The 16210-nt window shown below is 64.1% G+C and carries 18 protein-coding genes; 11 read left to right on the forward strand and 7 right to left on the reverse strand.

The window, feature by feature from the left end; genetic code table 11:
• Positions 1 to 11: 11 nt before the first annotated feature.
• Together U1E20_RS10055 and U1E20_RS10060 are read right to left on the reverse strand one after the other, a co-directional pair.
• The gene (locus U1E20_RS10055) at positions 12 to 602 is read right to left on the reverse strand and encodes a hypothetical protein (protein WP_409980471.1); all 591 of its coding nucleotides are present in this window, start codon (positions 600 to 602) and stop codon (positions 12 to 14) included.
• Between the two features lie 213 nt (positions 603 to 815).
• Positions 816 to 986, reverse strand: coding sequence for a hypothetical protein (locus U1E20_RS10060; protein WP_409980472.1), 171 nt, complete (start codon positions 984 to 986; stop codon positions 816 to 818).
• A 336-nt stretch (positions 987 to 1322) separates the two neighbouring features.
• Here U1E20_RS10060 and mch point away from each other — a divergent pair, with 336 nt between their 5' ends.
• From mch to fae (U1E20_RS10085), 5 genes are all read left to right on the forward strand, one after another.
• Positions 1323 to 2300 carry a methenyltetrahydromethanopterin cyclohydrolase gene (gene mch / locus U1E20_RS10065; RefSeq protein WP_409980473.1) on the forward strand — a complete coding sequence of 326 codons (978 nt, stop codon included), beginning with the start codon at positions 1323 to 1325 and terminating at the stop codon, positions 2298 to 2300.
• 70 nt (positions 2301 to 2370) lie between these two features.
• Positions 2371 to 3324, forward strand: coding sequence for a RimK family alpha-L-glutamate ligase (locus U1E20_RS10070; protein WP_409980474.1), 954 nt, complete (start codon positions 2371 to 2373; stop codon positions 3322 to 3324).
• Between the two features lies 1 nt (position 3325).
• Positions 3326 to 4201 (forward strand): triphosphoribosyl-dephospho-CoA synthase, encoded by an 876-nt coding sequence (locus tag U1E20_RS10075; protein WP_409980475.1) that lies wholly within the window; start codon positions 3326 to 3328, stop codon positions 4199 to 4201.
• A gap of 137 nt (positions 4202 to 4338) precedes the next feature.
• Positions 4339 to 4848 (forward strand): formaldehyde-activating enzyme, encoded by a 510-nt coding sequence (gene fae, locus U1E20_RS10080; protein WP_409980476.1) that lies wholly within the window; start codon positions 4339 to 4341, stop codon positions 4846 to 4848.
• A 258-nt stretch (positions 4849 to 5106) separates the two neighbouring features.
• The gene (fae, locus tag U1E20_RS10085; RefSeq protein ID WP_409980477.1) at positions 5107 to 5676 is read left to right on the forward strand and encodes a formaldehyde-activating enzyme; all 570 of its coding nucleotides are present in this window, start codon (positions 5107 to 5109) and stop codon (positions 5674 to 5676) included.
• A 23-nt stretch (positions 5677 to 5699) separates the two neighbouring features.
• On the opposite strand, the gene U1E20_RS10090 is transcribed toward fae (U1E20_RS10085), so the two are convergent.
• Complete coding sequence (locus U1E20_RS10090) at positions 5700 to 6455, reverse strand: HisA/HisF-related TIM barrel protein (protein WP_409980478.1); 756 nt, start codon at positions 6453 to 6455, stop codon at positions 5700 to 5702.
• Between the two features lie 45 nt (positions 6456 to 6500).
• On the opposite strand from U1E20_RS10090, the gene U1E20_RS10095 reads away from it, so the two are divergent.
• On the forward strand, positions 6501 to 7121 hold the full coding sequence (locus U1E20_RS10095) for a hypothetical protein (protein WP_409980479.1): 621 nt from the start codon (positions 6501 to 6503) through the stop codon (positions 7119 to 7121).
• 104 nt (positions 7122 to 7225) lie between these two features.
• On the opposite strand, the gene U1E20_RS10100 is transcribed toward U1E20_RS10095, so the two are convergent.
• The 4 genes from U1E20_RS10100 to U1E20_RS10115 form a co-directional block, all read right to left on the reverse strand.
• The gene (locus U1E20_RS10100) at positions 7226 to 7792 is read right to left on the reverse strand and encodes a PQQ-dependent catabolism-associated CXXCW motif protein (RefSeq protein ID WP_409980480.1); all 567 of its coding nucleotides are present in this window, start codon (positions 7790 to 7792) and stop codon (positions 7226 to 7228) included.
• On the reverse strand, positions 7789 to 8592 hold the full coding sequence (locus U1E20_RS10105; RefSeq protein WP_409980806.1) for a substrate-binding domain-containing protein: 804 nt from the start codon (positions 8590 to 8592) through the stop codon (positions 7789 to 7791). Before U1E20_RS10105 ends, U1E20_RS10100 begins: the two co-directional genes overlap by 4 nt.
• A 120-nt stretch (positions 8593 to 8712) precedes the next feature.
• On the reverse strand, positions 8713 to 9180 hold the full coding sequence (locus tag U1E20_RS10110; RefSeq protein WP_409980807.1) for a c-type cytochrome, methanol metabolism-related: 468 nt from the start codon (positions 9178 to 9180) through the stop codon (positions 8713 to 8715).
• Between the two features lie 145 nt (positions 9181 to 9325).
• On the reverse strand, positions 9326 to 11185 hold the full coding sequence (locus tag U1E20_RS10115; RefSeq protein WP_409980481.1) for a methanol/ethanol family PQQ-dependent dehydrogenase: 1860 nt from the start codon (positions 11183 to 11185) through the stop codon (positions 9326 to 9328).
• A 291-nt stretch (positions 11186 to 11476) separates the two neighbouring features.
• Between U1E20_RS10115 and U1E20_RS10120 the strand changes: the two genes are divergently transcribed.
• From U1E20_RS10120 to U1E20_RS10140, 5 genes are all read left to right on the forward strand, one after another.
• Positions 11477 to 12400, forward strand: coding sequence for a quinoprotein relay system zinc metallohydrolase 2 (locus U1E20_RS10120; protein WP_409980482.1), 924 nt, complete (start codon positions 11477 to 11479; stop codon positions 12398 to 12400).
• A gap of 194 nt (positions 12401 to 12594) precedes the next feature.
• On the forward strand, positions 12595 to 13389 hold the full coding sequence (locus U1E20_RS10125) for a quinoprotein dehydrogenase-associated SoxYZ-like carrier (RefSeq protein WP_409980483.1): 795 nt from the start codon (positions 12595 to 12597) through the stop codon (positions 13387 to 13389).
• Between the two features lie 244 nt (positions 13390 to 13633).
• Positions 13634 to 13927, forward strand: a complete 294-nt coding sequence (locus U1E20_RS10130; RefSeq protein ID WP_409980484.1) for a hypothetical protein — start codon at positions 13634 to 13636, stop codon at positions 13925 to 13927.
• A gap of 259 nt (positions 13928 to 14186) precedes the next feature.
• Entirely contained in the window at positions 14187 to 14636 is a 450-nt protein-coding gene (locus U1E20_RS10135) for a host attachment protein (protein WP_409980485.1), read from the forward strand.
• A 252-nt stretch (positions 14637 to 14888) separates the two neighbouring features.
• Positions 14889 to 16100, forward strand: a complete 1212-nt coding sequence (locus tag U1E20_RS10140) for an alpha/beta hydrolase (protein WP_409980486.1) — start codon at positions 14889 to 14891, stop codon at positions 16098 to 16100.
• The last annotated feature ends 110 nt before the right edge of the window (positions 16101 to 16210 follow it).

Raw genomic sequence — 16210 nt, forward strand, 5'->3', positions numbered from 1 at the left:
TCCGGTCCCGATCACGCTTTCCGGAGCTTGGTCTTCCCGGACGCTCTCCCGCGGAAGCTGTGCGCATACCAGCCCGCGCCAAGAGCGAGCGCGACGCCGGTGGCGATGGCGACCGCGGTCCAATCGCGCAGAAATTCTTCGCCGACCGAGAAGGCGAAACGCGCGTTATATTCCTTGCGGCCATCCGGGCTCCGCGCCCGCACCAGGGCGACGTAGTCTCCCTTTCTCGTGAAATCGTGTTCGAGCTGGATGACGCCGGTCCGGAACTGGGCGGGCGGGAGATAGGCCTCGTTCGGCGCCGCTTCGTCGTCCCCTTTCGGGTTCGCCTCGACGATGCGGATTTCCACCATCATGTCCCGCAATTCGTCCTGCAGCGTGTCGATCACGATCGTCGTCGGTCCCGTTTCGGGAATGTCCTCGCAGAACTGGCTTCTCGACTGCGTCGGCTGGTAGAAGCTGAAGGTAATGACGTCCGGCCCCATCTGGGCCGAGCATTCCCGAACCTTCTGGAAAGCCTTGGCGGAATCCCTGCGCACCGCCTGCGCGTCCGCGCGCGAGATCAGGCCGATCGCCGCGACGAGAATTAGGAGGAGCCTCTTCATCGACATGTCTCCGCCGAACGGGCGTTTGACATGTATCATGCCGCGATTTTGGGCCCGGCGTCCATCTCCTCCCGCGCCGAGGGCGATGAAATAGGCAAGGAAACAGGCTTGAAAATAGACTTGGCGCCGGGAGCTGGTCCGATCGGCGCCACAGCCGCCGCCCAGGCCAAGCAGCCTTGGGGGTGGGGGAAGCTCAGGATTTCAGATTTCTGTTTAGAACGGCGAACGCGCCCAAGCGTCGAGCGCGACATCCATGGCGCGGACCAAGGCGACATTGCCGAAGAGAATGATCGCAATGGCGAGCGCGACGTATAGCACGTCGTTCAACGCCAGGGTTCCGGCCGTGCGCTCCGCGGCGTTTGGTTCAGTCGGCGGCAAATCCATCGTTCGTCCCCTAGCGAAATAATAACCGTAGTTCATCGCTCAAAAACAGGCCCGCGGATGTGCGCAAACACACAGGCTCTGCTCAACGCCTCAGCCGCCGATTGGTTTCCCCACTAAAGGCAAAAAGATTGAAAATTTCGCATCTCCGTCCTTCGAATGTGGTTCGCCTCCGGCCGCCGGCGGCGACTTGTCGGCGGAGGCTGCGACGCCGTCGATCTTTCGCTTCGGACTAAAGCTCGATAAGTTCCGCGGCGCGAACCGGCTGCGAGCGCGCTGTATAGAACGGCCGGGCGAGGGCGCATAGCGCCACGCAGTGAAAGAGGGGAAGGACCACAAGTGAGCGGAAGCCTCAATGTCACCGGCCGCACGACCGAAAGCGTCAATGCGCTTGCGGGCGCGCTGGTCGACCGTCTCGTCGCGGGCGCGGCGAAATATCGGGTCGCGGTCGAGCGGGGCGGCCTCGGCGAATTGCTGATCGACGCCGGCGCCAAGGTCCCGGGGGGCGTCGAGGCCGGCCTGCTGCTGACTGAAATCTGCATGGGCGGGCTGGGGAGCGTTAGCCTTTCCCACGCCCCGGCCGCGCCGAAATGGCCGTTCTGGCTGACCGTGACCAGCGCCGATCCGGTCGTCGCCTGTCTCGCCAGCCAATATGCCGGCTGGAGCCTCGCCCACGAAAAATTCTTCGCCCTCGGCTCGGGACCTGGCCGCGCCCAGGCGCGCGCCGAAAAGCTGTTCGAGGAATTGTCCTACCGCGATCTCGCCGACCGCGTGACCATCGTCCTCGAAAGCGGCTCGCCGCCGCCCAAGGAGGTCGTCGAGAAAGTCGCCTCGCGCTCCGGCGTGTCGCCCGACAAGGTCGCCTTCATCTACGCGCCGACGCAGTCGCTGGCCGGCAGCGTCCAGGTGGTCGGAAGGGTGCTTGAAGTCGCGCTGCACAAGGCGCATGAGCTGCATTTTCCGCTCGACGACATCATCGACGGAATCGCGACGGCGCCGCTCTCGCCGCCCCATCCCGACTTCGTGCAGGCGATGGGCCGCACCAATGACGCGATCATCTACGCCGGCCGCGCGCATCTCTTCGTGAAAGGTCCAGCCGCCGCCGCCAAGGAACTCGCCGAAAAGCTGCCGAGCGCCAATTCGCGCGATTACGGCCAGCCTTTCGCTGAGATTTTCAAGGCCTATAAGGGCGACTTCTACAAGATCGACGGCAGCCTGTTTTCGCCGGCGGAAGCGCTGGTGACCGCGGTCGAAACCGGCGAGACCTTCCGCGCCGGCGAGATCAATCTGGCGCTGCTCGACAAATCGTTCGGGTGAATCCCCTTTCCCCGCGTAACGGGGAGAGGGTTAGGGTGAGGGGCCTGGGCATTTAGTGGCTGCGTTTGACGTGCTTGATAAACCCCAAGCCCCTCACCCCAGCCCTCTCCCCGCGAGCGGGGAGAGGGAGAGGCTCCGCGTCGCGGTCTTCACCGACAAACTCGACTGGCATGTCGAACGCACGCTCCGCGCCTTGCAGGCGCAGGGCGCGACTCCTGTCGCCGTCAGGCTTTCCGCCTGCAAAATCGAGACGGGCCGTGCGAGCAGCCTCGTCATCCCCGGATTTCGCGATCTCCCCGATCTCGCCATCGTTCGCGCCATCGGCGACGGCTCGCTCGAGGCGATCACCATGCGGCTTGGCGCGCTGCATGCGCTGGAGGCGCTCGGCGTGCCGGTCGTCAACAGCGCGCGGGCGATCGAGCGCTGCACCGATAAATCCATGGCGAGCTTTCTTCTGGCGCAGGCCGGATTGCCGACGCCTGAAACCTTCGCCGCGCAGAGGCGCGCGCAGGCGCGCGCCATCGCCCGGCGCGAATGCGGCAAAGGCCCGCTGGTGATGAAGCCGCTCTTCGGCGCGCAGGGCTGGGGGTTGCGACTGATCGAGCGCGAAAGCGATCTGCCGTCGCTTCAAGATGCGCGCGGCGTGTTTTATCTCCAGCGCTTCGTCGGACCGCCGCGGCCGCCGTTCGAAGACATGCGCATCCTCGTCTCGCGCGGCGAGATCGTCGCCGCCATGCGCCGGCGTTCGAGCCACTGGATCACCAATGTGCGGCAGGGCGCAAAGCCCGTCGCCGTCGAACCCTCCGCCCGCGAAGCCGAAATCGCGCTCGCCGCCGCACGCGCGCTCTGCGTCGATTTCGCCGGCGTCGACCTCATCAATGGCCGCGAGGGCGAGCCGCTCATTCTCGAAGTCAACAGCATGCCCGGCTGGAGCGGGCTGCAGCGGGTGACGCCCTTCTCGATCGCCGACCGGATCGCCGCCGACGCGCTGGCGCTGATCGCGCCGGCGCGCCAGCGCGTCTGACGTGACAGCTTTCGCGGTCGCGCCGCAGGAAATCGCTGTCGGATTCTTCGCCGCCTGCGAAGCTGAGCTGCAGGCGCCAAAGCCCGGCAATGTCCATGTCTTCGCCGATGGCCATGGCATGACCACGGTCGATTTCCTCGCCAGCGCCGAAGCTGCCGCCCCTTTCATCGCCGCCCCGAATTCTAGCGTCGGCGCGCGTATCGAAGGCGCCGTCGCGGCGACATGGGCGCGCGTCGGGCAAAACACCAATCTCGGCATCATCTTGCTTTGCGCGCCGCTGGCGCAGGCCGCCGCGAGCGCGCGAAGCGGCGATCTTCGCTGCAAGACCCTGCGCGTGCTGCAGGCGCTTGACGTGGACGACGCCGCCGCAGCCTTTCGCGCCATCGCCCTGGCGCGGCCGGCAGGGCTTGGAGAGGCGCCGCAGCACGACGTCCATTCGCCGGCCCAAACCTCTCTCATCGAGGCGATGCGCGCCGCCGCCGGCCGCGACCGCATCGCCTGGCAATACGCCAACGGCTTCGCCGATATTTTCGACCTCGGCCTTGAGACGCTGGCTGGCGCGCGACAGCGGGGCGCAGACGCGCCGCTCGCGACGCTTTGCGTCTATGCGGCGCTGCTCGCCGCCTTTCCCGACAGCCATATCGCCCGCAAGCACGGTTCCGCGACCGCCGAAACCGTCCGAGGCGAGGCGGCCGGTTTTGAAACGAGCCTGAAAAGCGCCCAAAGCCGGGAAGCCGCGTTTGACCTGGCGCTGGAATTCGATTGCGCCCTTAAGCGGCGCGGACTGAATCCAGGCACGAGCGCCGATCTGACGGTCGCGGTTCTTTTCGCCGATTATCTGGCCGCCATCTTGGCAAGGCCGCGCAAAAATGGTTGAGTCCGCGCGCGCGGGATGGTCTCGCGGCTATCCGGCCGGCGGACTGATCGGGTTTTTTTGGCCCGTGGCCGAAGAGGGGATAGAGGCGCTCGCAGCCAAACGGCGCGCGCCGTCAAGAGGAATTCTGGGAGGAATACATGGCAGTAATCAACAAGATGCTGGTCGGCGAGTCGCTGGTCGGCGACGGCAACGAAGTGGCGCATATCGACCTGATCATGGGTCCGCGCGGTTCGGCGGCCGAGCTCGCTTTCGCCAATGCGCTGGTCAACAACAAGGACGGCTTCACGACGCTGCTCGCGGTCGTCGCGCCGAACCTTCTGTGCAAGCCCAACACGATCCTGTTCAACAAGGTGACGATCAAGGGCGCCAAGCAGGCGGTGCAGATGTTTGGCCCGGCGCAGCATGGCGTCGCCAAGGCGGTTGCGGATTCGGTGGCCGAGGGCGTGATCCCGGTTGACGAAGCCGACGACATTTTCATTTCGGTCGGCGTGTTCATTCACTGGGACGCTTCGGACGACAAGAAGATCCAGGACTTCAACTACACCGCGACGAAGGAAGCGATCGCGCGCGCCGTCAAGGGCGAGCCGAAGGCCACGGAAGTCGTCGCCAAGCGCAACGAAGCCAAGCACCCCTTCGCGCCGAACTGAGACCGCGCAAGGATCATGCGCAGCGGGGAGCTGAAAGCTTCCCGCTCGCGCGTCGCCGACCGACGCGCGCCGCCGATGCGGCGACGCGACCGCGCGAGCTGATGAGGTTGGCGGCGATTCAAGCTTGGAGCGCTGGGGCGTCGCCAGCGGCAATTCCGTCTTCCCGCAAGGAAGGCGCAACGAGGAAAGCGGGCATTCCGCGCGCGAAAAGTCTTAAAGACGCCGCAGCGACGCGAACGCACCGGGAGGGATGGGATCATGGCTTCGTTCTTTGAGAAAATTCTGGGCGCGCTGTTTCCGAAGCCGTCGTCCGGCTTCACCTCGAGCAGCGCCAAGACCAGCGTCGGCGAATCGCTCGTCGGCGACGGCAATGAGGTCGCGCATATCGACCTGATCATGGGTCCGCGCGGCTCGGCGGCCGAGAAGGCCTTCGCCAACGGCCTCGTCAACAACAAGGACGGCTTCACGACGCTGCTCGCCGTCGTCGCGCCGAACCTGCTGGTGAAGCCCTATACGATGATGTTCAACAAGGTGACCATCAAGAACGCCAAGCAGGCGGTTCAGATGTTCGGGCCGGCGCAATATGGCGTCGCCAAGGCGGTCGCCGACAGCGTCGCTGAAGGCGTCATTCCGTTGAGTCAGGCCGATGACCTCTTCATCTGCGTCGGCGTCTTCATCCATTGGGACGCCAATGACGACCAGAAGATTCAGGACTTCAACTACGGCGCCACCAAGGAAGCCATCGCCCGCGCGATGAAGGGCGATCCGAGCGCGCGCAGCGTGCTCTCGGCCCGGGTCAATGCGGTGCATCCTTTCGCCGCCAATTGAGCGTCCGCTGATCGCGATGAGTTTCAGAAGGGAGCCTTGCGAGGCTCCCTTTTTTCTTGGCGCATCGTGTCTTGGCGTATCGTGTTTTGGCGCATCACGTTGGCGCGCTCGAGATCGGCGCGGTTCAGCGCGCCGTCGTGCAGCGCCGTCGCGACGAGAGCGCCGGCGGCGCCGATCGCTTCGAGCCGCGCAAGATCGCGCGCGTCGCGAACCCCGCCCGCGGCATAGACGCGCCGCTCGCCTGCCCGCTCGATGATCGTTGCGAGCCGCTCGACATCCGGCCCGGCGCCGACGCCGACGCGCGCGAGCGTCATCACGATGATCCGGCGCGGCCATAGTTCGGCGCGATCGATCAGCGGCCTGGGGCCGAGAAATTCATCGCCGCGAAAATCGAGAGAGAGAATGACGTTTGGATCATCCTTCGCAACGCTGAAGGATTCGCCGTCAGACAAAGTTTCGCTGCCGATGACGCGTTCGATCCCCGATACGCCGCGCCAGTCGTCGGACTTCGCGCCGGCGTCGACCATGAAGCGCAGCGACGGATAGCGTTGCGTCAACGCACCGATCGCGCGGCGATTGTCGCCGCTTCCCTCGATCGCATCGAGATCGGCGACGTAAATTTTCTCGAAAGGATGCAGCGTCAAAAAGCCGGCGACGACATCGGCAGGCGCGCTCGTCGTCGCCAGCGGCGTCGCGATCGGCCGGTAGCTCGTTCGGTCGCCGGCGCGGGCGCGCACCACCGCGCCGTTGCGAATATCGATGACGGGAATGATCCGCATGGGGCATTATAGCGCGTCGCGCTCCCGCGACGCCCGGCGGACCTCATGACTTTTCGTAGCCTGCTCCTCGCTCTGATTTCGCTCGTCTTCTCCCCGTTCGCGACGGCGCAAACGCCGCAGCTTCAGAGCCAGCCCGATTGGCCCTGCCGGCAGGTGCGCGTGCCGGAACTTTCGATCGCCAGCGTCTGGGCTGGCCCGCCGCTCGACGACGCCACCAAACATTGGCGCGAGGACCAAGCGATCGCCGATCTCGTCCTGCGCCTGTCGCAACGGCGCACCCCGATCGACGAGGCCGAAGCGCTCATCGGGCAATTCGCCAAATCTTCCGGCGAGCGGCGCAAGGGGCGCCTGACGATGCTGTTCGCCGGCGTCTATGAGCGGATGAACGACGAGCGGCGCGACGTGGTCAACGGCCTCGATCGGTTCGGACGGCGTCTGAAGGGCATGGCGGAAAAAGCCCGCGAGGAGACGCAGACATTGCGCGACCTGCAGGACCAAAAGCCCCCTGACCCCGAAGCGATCAGGAAGGCCAGCGAAGCCCTGCAATGGCGTCTGCGGCTCTTCGAGGAGCAGCGGCGCATGGTCGGCTATGTCTGCGAAAGCCCTGCGCTGATCGAGCAGCGCTTCGGCGCGCTGGCGCGATCGATCCAGCAGGCGATGGAGTGAGAGTTTTTCGTCATTGCAAGGAGGGAAGCGACCAAGCAATCCAGAAGACAGCGCCCGACTGGATTGCTTCGCTTCGCTCGCAATGACGGCGGCGGCGCGTCGCCCTATTCGCGCGGCTCGGGCTGGCGCTCTTCGAGCGGATGGCCGGCCTGTTCCCAGCCATCGGCGCCGGGCGGATACCACAGCACATGCGTATAGCCGAGGGCGAGCGCGCGTTTCCCCGCGTTCCACGACGCCCAGCAATTGGTGCGGCAATAGAAGACGAGCGGCTTCGCTTTGTCGCCGCCGCTGGCGCGCGCCAATCCTTGTTCGAAATAGCGCGCCATCGGCTCGGACAATTCGCCGAAGCCGGTGTCGGGAAGCCAGACGCTGCCGGGAATGTCGAAGCGTTTGGGATCGCGCCACACCGCGTTCTTCGGCAGCCCTTCGGGCTTGGGCGGACGCGACAGAGCGTCGATGAAGACCGCCTTCTTTCCGCTCCACAGCTCAAACGCCTGCGGCGTGTCGAGCACCGTCGCGCCCTTGAGCGTCGCGGGAGTCGGCGCGTGATAATCGCCAAGACGATAGGTCTCCGGCTCCGGCGGCGCCTGCGCGAAGGCCGGCGCGCCGCATAGCGCAAGAGTCGCGCAAAGAGCGAGCCAGACGCGTAGCGAATTTTTCGTCCGATTCATTGCGCCACCGTGATCTGATGTCCCTGCTCATCGAGAAGCGGGACGCCGTAATCGAGAAGAATGCGTTCGATCTCGGACTTATTCTGAGCGATCAGCGTATTGAGTTCGCGCTTCCAGTGCTGATCGGAATGGCGAACCCCGAAGCCGATGCGAAACGCCATGCGGGCGCCGGCGGTCTCCGGCAGTAGAGCGACATTCAGCTTCTCGCTCGAACGTTTGGCATAGTAGCCGGCGATCGGCCCCCACAGCAGCGCGGCGTCGATCTCCTTCCTTTCGAGATCATGGATCATCGCGGCGCCAGAGGATTCGACGCGTGTGTCGACCATCAGCGCATAGGGCTTCACCGACGCCATCAAGCCGTTCATCGCCAGCACATTGCCGGGCGGCGTATTGGCGACAAGGCCGATGCGATGCGGCTTTTCCTTTAAGCGCGGATCGTCGAGCGCAGTGACGCCGTCGAGTTCGGAGCCGGCGCGCGTGACGATGGCGTAGGTCGTGCGGTAATAGGGATTGGTCGGCTGGACCAGATCATTGCCCTGCGGCATGCCGAGGATCACGTCGCAAAGATGGGCGTTGAGCGTGTTGCGCACGAAGCCCGTGGCGCCCGGATAATAGGAATAGGCGAGTTCCTTGCCGAGCTTTTTGGCCAGGAATTCGGCGATCCGATTCTCGAAGCCTTCGCCCTTGTCGTTTGAAAAGGGAAGATTGTTCGGATCGGCGCAAACGCGCAAAGTCTTGGGATCGACGAGTTCGATCGACCCCTGATTGTCGTCGCCCTTGGCGCCGAAGTCCGGCCCCATATGCTGGGCAAAGGCGGGCGCCGCCGCAAAGAGGATTGCGGCGGCGAGAGCCCGGAAGCGCGGCGCGGCCATGCCGCGCCAGCGATTTATCAAGTCGATCATGCGATCGCGATGACGTCCTTACTTCTGACCCATGCATTCGGCCTCGGCCTTCGCGAAGGCCTCGGGACGATCTTCCTTCTTGGCCGGACGACCGGGCTCGATCGCGCCGGTCGAGAGCGCGCGGAGATACACATAGAGGTCGTCGATGTAGCAGGCGGCGTTCTTATTGTCGGCGAAGGCCGGCATGACGCTGTTGCCGTTCTGGCGGCCGCCGATGACGATGCCGGCGAATTCCGCGTAATTGAAGCGCTTCACCGAATCCTTCAGCGCCGGCGCATAGGTCGAGCCGCCGCCGTTCGGGCCGTGGCAGACGTGGCATTCGGCATGATAGCGGCGATAGCCGGAGAAGGTGTACCAGTCCACCTTGCCATCGGGGCCGACATTGTAGGTGGGGTCGCCTTTGGCGTCGAAATATTTGCCGTCGACCGATTTGACGGCCTTGGGATCTCCCGGCGGTTCAGCCAACGCGGAGCCCCCGGCACACATAATGACGCCCAGAGCCAACGCTCCGGCCAGCGACGATCTCATACCACTCTCCTTGGTCTCTTTTCACACACTTTAAACGCCGACGCTCGGCGGGCGCCTTAACGGCGCGCGCCGAGCGTCGACCTTCGTTAACTTCGCGTCTTGCTTAGTTCGGCAGAGCGAAGACCGTCAAGACTCCGCCGAGCGCCGTATAATTGGCGAGCGACGCATAATTGCCGACGGCGCCGAGGCCCTCGTTGCTCTTCGAGAGGCCAGCCGCGAGGCCGATGCCGGCCCAGCCGCCGACGCCCGAGAGCACCGCGACATATTCCTTGCCGCCCGACTCATAGACGGTGACGTTGCCGATGATTCCCGACGGAGTCTTATACTTATAGAGCTCCTTGCCGGTCTTGGTGTCGACCGCCTTCAGATAGCCCTCGAGCGTGCCGTAGAAGGTAACGCCGCCGTCAGTCGACGTCGCGCCGCCCCAGGCCGAGAACTGCTCCTTGTTCGACCAGACGATCTTACCCGTCTTGGCGTCCCAGGCGATGAAGTTGCCGGTGTGGGTCTCGCCCTTGTCCTTGCCCGCCGGGAACATTTCCAGCGTCGCGCCGACATAGGGCTGGCCCGCCGTATAGCTCACGCGGAACGGCTCATAGTCCATGCAGACGTGGTTGGTCGGGACCAGGAACAGGCCCGTCGCCGTGTCATAGCTCGCCGGCTGCTCGTCCTTGGAGCCGAGCGCCGCCGGGCAAACATATTGCGTGTTGACGTCTTCGCCATTGTGCTCGGTCGAATATTTGTCGACGACCAGCGGACGGCCATAGGTCTTGGACGCTTTGTCCATGTCGACCTTGGTCGCCCAGTTCACCGCCGGATCATATTTCTCGGCGACGAGCAGATCGCCATTGGTGCGGTCGAGCGTATAGGCGAAGCCGTTGCGGTCGAAATGCACCAGAGTCTTGACCGTCTTGCCGCCGATCGGCTGGTCGGCGAGGATCATCTCGTTGATGCCGTCATAGTCCCACTCGTCATGGGGCGTCATCTGGTAGAGCCACTTCACCTTGCCGGTGTCGAGGTCGCGCGCCCAGATGGTCATCGACCAGCGATTGTCGCCCGGCCGCTGCTTCGGGTTCCAGGTCGAGGGGTTGCCCGAGCCGTAGTAGACGAGATTGAGTTCGGGATCGTAGCTGTACCAGCCCCAGGTGGTGCCGCCGCCGATCTGCCACTGATCGCCTTCCCAGGTCGTGATGCCCGAATCCTTCTCCACCGGCTTGCCGAGATGGGTGGTCTTGCCCGGCTCAATGAGCGTGTCGGCGTCCGGGCCCATCGAATAGCCGCGCCACACCTGCTGGCCGGTCTTCACGTCATAAGCGGTGATGTGGCCGCGCACGCCGAATTCGCCGCCGGCGATGCCCACGAACACCTTGTCCTTGAAAACATGGGGCGCCGCAGTCGAGGTCTGGCCCTTCGCGGGATCGCCATTCTTGACCGACCAGACGAGCTTGCCGGTCTTGGCGTCGAGAGCGACGAGCGTGGTGTCGGCCTGCGCCAGGAAAATCTTGCCGTCGCCATAGGCGAGGCCGCGGTTGACTGTATCGCAGCACATCACCGGCACGACCGACGGGTCTTGCTTGGGCTCGTATTTCCAGATGATCTTGTGGTCAGGATCCTTCAGGTCGAGCGCATAGACGATGTTGGGGAAAGGCGTGTGCAGATACATCACGTCGCCGACGACGAGCGGCGCGCCTTCATGGCCGCGCAGAACGCCGGTCGAAAACTGCCAGGCCGGGGCGAGCTTGCCGACATTCTCGACCGTGATCTGCTTGAGAGCGGAATGGCGCTGGTTGGCGTAATCGCCGGTCGGCATCACCCACTGCTTGGGGTCTTTCTGCAAGGTCAGCAATTCGTCAGAGCCACCAGCCGCAGTCGCCGACGCGCCGCTGGGCGCGGCCCAGTTTTGCGCATTCGCGGCGCCGGCGAGCGCGAGTACAGCGACCGAAGCCGACAACAACAGTTTGTGCATGAGCTTTTCCTCCTGACGACGCCCGGCGCGCATTATCTTGCGCCGCCGCTGACGTCGCGCCTCCTAGGCGCCTCGACATTGGGAAGGCGATTTCCGTTTCTGTCTCATGCCGGCGGGACAAAACGTCCGCCAGCGGCGAGAAGCTCCCGGTTCCCGTCCGGGAGACATCTTTTAGCTCGGAAACGGCCGGATAATATGTCGCTAAGGATTGAATCGCAATCGCAAAAAACAATGGCGGAGCCGCGCGATGCCTCGCATCCGGCGATCCGTCAAACCGCCAAGGCGAACAACATGTTGCGTTTTATGCTGGGGCTCGCCGCGGCGGTCGCGCCGCTTTTTGCCGCATGCGCGGCGCCGGCCTTCTCCTTAACTGAAATCGCGCCGGGGGTGTACGCGCATCAGGGGAAAACGTCCCTGATGACGCGGGAAAATCTCGGCGACATCGCCAATCTCGGCGCGATCGTCGGCGACGATTCCGTCGCGGTGATCGACACGGGCGGCAGCCTGATCGAGGGCCGCGCCTTTCTCGCCGCGCTGCGCGAGAGGACCCAGAAGCCGATCCGCTATGTCGTCAACACCCACGCCCATCCCGATCACACGTTTGGCAATGGCGCCTTCGTCGAGACCGGCGCGACGTTTGTCGGGCATAAGAACCTGCCGCGGGCGCTCGTGGCGCGCGGGCCGCATTATCTCTCGGCTTTTCGCGATCAGATGGGCGACGCGCTCGACGGCGTTACGATCGTGGCGCCGACGTTGACGGTCGCCGACATGACGACGCTCGATCTCGGCCGTCGCGCGATCGTCCTGCAGGCGTGGCGCACGGCGCACAGCGAATGCGACCTCACCATTCTCGATCCAACGAGCGGCGTGCTATTCGCCGGCGATCTGCTTTTTTTGCAGCATGTGCCGGTCATCGACGGGAGCCTCCTCGGCTTTCTCGATGTCGCCGACAGGCTCGCGGCGATCAGGGCGACGCAGGTCGTCGCCGGCCATGGGCCCCTGCCCGCCCCCTGGCCCAAGGCGTTGGAGGATGAACGCGCCTATCTGATGCGGCTCACCGCCGATCTTCGCGCCGCGATCAAAAAGGGCGAGGGCGTCGCCGCCGCCGCCAAGACCGCCGGCGCCGAAGAACGGGAGAAATGGCGGCTCTTCGAGGATTACAACGCCCGCAACGCCACGGCGGGTTTCGCGGAATTGGAGTGGGAGGGGCCGTGAATGACTTTGTCACGTGACGCGGCGAAGGCTGACGCTTATTCTCGCCCGGAGATCAACGCTCCTGCCGTCATTGCGAGGAGGCTTATTCGAAGTCGGGTATACCCGACTTCGCGATATGCGACGAAGCAATCCAGCTGAGCCTTGCGACTTTTGGATTGCTTCGCGTCGCTCGCAATGACGAAGATGTTTGGAGGATGCCGGATATGAACAAAAGAGCCCTTTGCGCCGCCGGCGCCCTGTTCGCGGTTGTCGCGACCGGCGCCCTCGCGGAAAGCGGCCCTGACCCCTGGCCGGGCCTCGTCGCCGACATTTTCCAGAGCCGCCCAGTCGCGGCGGCCGACGGCGTCATCGCGCTCGAAGCGCCGGTTCGCGCCGAGGACGCGGCGATCGTGCCGATGACCATGCGCTTTTCCGATCCAACGCAAATCAAAGTCGCGACGCTGGTCATCGACCAGAACCCGATGCCAATGGCGGCGGCCTTCACGCTCGGCGACAAATCCGGCGTCGACTTCATAGAAACCCGCGTCCGAGTGAATTCCTACTCCAATGTCCATGCGGTGGCGGAGACGAGCGACGGAAAACTGCGCGCCGACGCGAAATTCGTCAAAGCCTCGGGCGGCTGTTCGGCACCGGCGGTGAAGGATCAGGACGAGGCGGTCGCCAATCTCGGCAAGATGAAATATCGCGAATTCAAGAGCGCTGATCCGGCCAAGCGCGAAGCGCAGATCATGATCCGCCATCCGAACGCCTCGGGCATGCAGATGGACCCGGTCTCCCGCGCGTATCTGCCGGCTCATTTCATCGACAAGGTCGAAGTCTTTCAGGGCGACGCGCCGATATTTGCGATGGAAGGCGGCATTTCGCTCTCCGAAGACCCGACCTTCCGCTTCACCTATGCGCCGAACGGCGCCAAGACGATTCGCGTCGAGGCCCATGACAACAAGGGCGGCGTCTATAAGGGCGAATGGCCGATCGGCGACGCTTCCTGAACGGCGTTCTACAAGTCTTATCGAGATAATTGACGATCGCCGCAGCGGCGGCGATCCGCGTGCGCGCACGCTTTGACGCGCGAGATTTCTGCTTAATTTCAAGGCAGTGCGCCAATTTGACCGAGCCTGCCGCGATTGACGCGCGACATGCTGCTTCGCACATTCCTTGCAATGTACCTGCGCTACACGATTCGACGGAGGGGCGTGCGCCGCGAATCGCATGCAGGGCGGCAAGGAGGTCTTGATGGAATCGGTCAGGCAGTGGTTTCAGGATTGGTCGGACGCTTGCGAATACGCCAAGGAATGCGCCCCAGACTTCTCCTTCCTTTCATCCTTCACACTCGGCGAGCCCTATACGGCGCTGTTGAGCGTTCTGGGCGCTTGCTGGCTTCTCTGGGCATTCAATGAACGCTCGATTAGGCGGAGCGGCGCCCTGCGCCAGCTCTTGACGCAGGGAGCCGCAAGCGCCGGCGCGCACGACGACGCGCCGCTGGATGCGAACGACCCAACCTGCAAGGAAGAGAAGCTCGCCGCTTAGAGCGAGGCCACCCAAAACGCGGATGTCGGCGTTTCACGAAGCGCGCGCCGCTCCCTAACCGATCGCGTCATTACAATTGGCCGATTGCGTCCAATGCGACATGACCTTGTCGCAATGGACGATTTGAACGCGCGCAACGGCGCCCTATTCTTGAATGAGAGCCGTCCGGCGCGAAGCTGCGACGGCGGCGAGAGCCGTCCGTATTTGCGCCAAAAAAAGCGCCAAGAACGAACCGCTAGCAAGAAGGCAAGGGAGCGCCATGAGCGAATTTTCTGTCGGCAACGGCGCCTGGGTCCTGGTCGGAGACGGCCGGCGGGCGCTGTTTTTCCAAAACCACGGCGACGCCGAACTCCTCGACCTTCGGGTCATCGAAACCTGCATCGACGAAAATCCCGCGACCCGCGAACAAGGAACGGACAAGCCCGGCCGCAGCTTCGCCTCGAAAGGCGGCGTGCGCAGCGCGGTGGAAGACGCCGACTGGCATGAGCTGGAGGAAGAGCGTTTCGCCCGCGCCATGGCGGGCCGCATCAATCAGGCGGCTGAATCCGGCGAATTGAACGCCATAGCGATCATCGCGCCGCCGCGCGCCCTGGGCGAAATCCGCAAGGAATTGTCGACCAAGGCGCAAGGCAAGGTGGTCGGCGAACTCGCCAAGGACCTGACCCGCCACCCGCTCAAGGACATCGAAAAGGCGCTGACCCGCGGCTAAAAGGCAGGGGAGAGCCCTTGAAGCTCTCCCCTGCGCAGTCGAAGGCGATTCGTCCCAGCCCCGCCTTCGACGCTCGACTCTCGATCGAGCTTGGCAATAATGCCGTATTCCTCCCAAGAAATCAGTGCGCTTGCGCACAATTCGAATGTGACGCCGGGCGCGCCGCCCCATTTGCGCCGTAAAAATGACGGAGTGGAGCGTAGTTAGCTTCTGCTCGGCGGCGGCGCGAGTATTTTCGAACACGGCGGACTTATGGGGCGAGGACGGATCATCTTGGCGGCGTTTTTCGCGCTCGCCGTCAGCGCTTGCGCGAGCCGCCCGCACGGAACGCTCGTCGCGACCAATCAGGTCGCGCCGGGCGCGAGCATCGTCGACCTGCTCGTCGTCACGACCAGGGCGCTCGATCCTTCGGAGCCCGGCGTCATTTTCTCCGGCGAACGCGGACGGGGCGTCCAATTCGCCGACATCGCCGTATCGATTCCGCCCGACTCCGTCCGCATGATCGGCGAAGTGCAATGGCCGCAAGCGCCCGTTCCCGACCCCGCCACCCAATTCACCGCCGTTCACGCCGACGTTCTCAGCAAGGAGGCGGCGATCGCGGCGTTCAACGCGCGTATCCGCAAGACGCCCAAGCGGCAGGTGCTGCTCTTCGTTCACGGCTACAACACGCGATTCGAGGAAGCCGTCTATCGTTTCGCGCAGATCGTCCATGACTCTGGCGCCGACGTGACGCCGGTGCTGTTCACCTGGCCGTCGCGCGGCCGGCTGCTGCAATATGGCTATGATCACGAGAGCGCCAGCTATTCGCGGGACGCGTTGGAGAACGTGCTGCAGGCGCTGCAACGCGACCGGGACGTCGGCGAAATTTCGATTCTGGCGCATTCAATGGGCAATTGGGTGACGCTCGAAGCGCTGCGCCAGATGGCGATCCGCAATGGCGGCATCGGCTCGAAAATCCAGAATGTCATGCTTGCTGCGCCCGACGTCGATTTCGACGTCTTCCGCCGTCAGATCGCTGAGATCGGGATCAGACCCTCCGTCTTCACCCTGTTCGCGTCGCGAGACGATGACGCGCTCGCCGTGTCGCGCCGGTTCTGGGGCAATACGCGACTGGGGGCCGTCGATCCGAACGTCCCGCCCTATCAGGAGGTGCTCGACCGCGATCGGGTGAAAGCCATCGATCTGACCAATGTCGCGTCCAGCGATCGTTTAGGGCACAGCACCTTCGCCTCCTCCCCCGAGGTCGTGCGTTCGATCGGAATGAGACTCGCGCAGGGGCAGCCGCTCAGGGAAGGCCAGGTGGGCGTCGGCGATCGGCTCGGGCTGATGACCTCTGGCGCGGTTTCGGCGGTCGGCGGCGTCGCCGGCGCGGCGGTCGCCGCGCCCTTCGCCATCGTCGACCCGGCGACTCGCGAGAACCTGGGCGAACATCTCAACGCCGCCGGCCAAAGCCTTGAACCGTAATATTAACCGCGCAGTGATTTCGGCTTCTAAAACGCCTCTATTTTAACGCTCTGTTGCGACTATGTGACAGCCAACGAGGCTGATCGTCGCTAGGGTCAATCGCTCGCGAC

The sequence above is a fragment of the Methylocystis sp. genome (assembly GCF_046349115.1).
In the GTDB taxonomy this organism is placed as follows: domain Bacteria; phylum Pseudomonadota; class Alphaproteobacteria; order Rhizobiales; family Beijerinckiaceae; genus Methylocystis.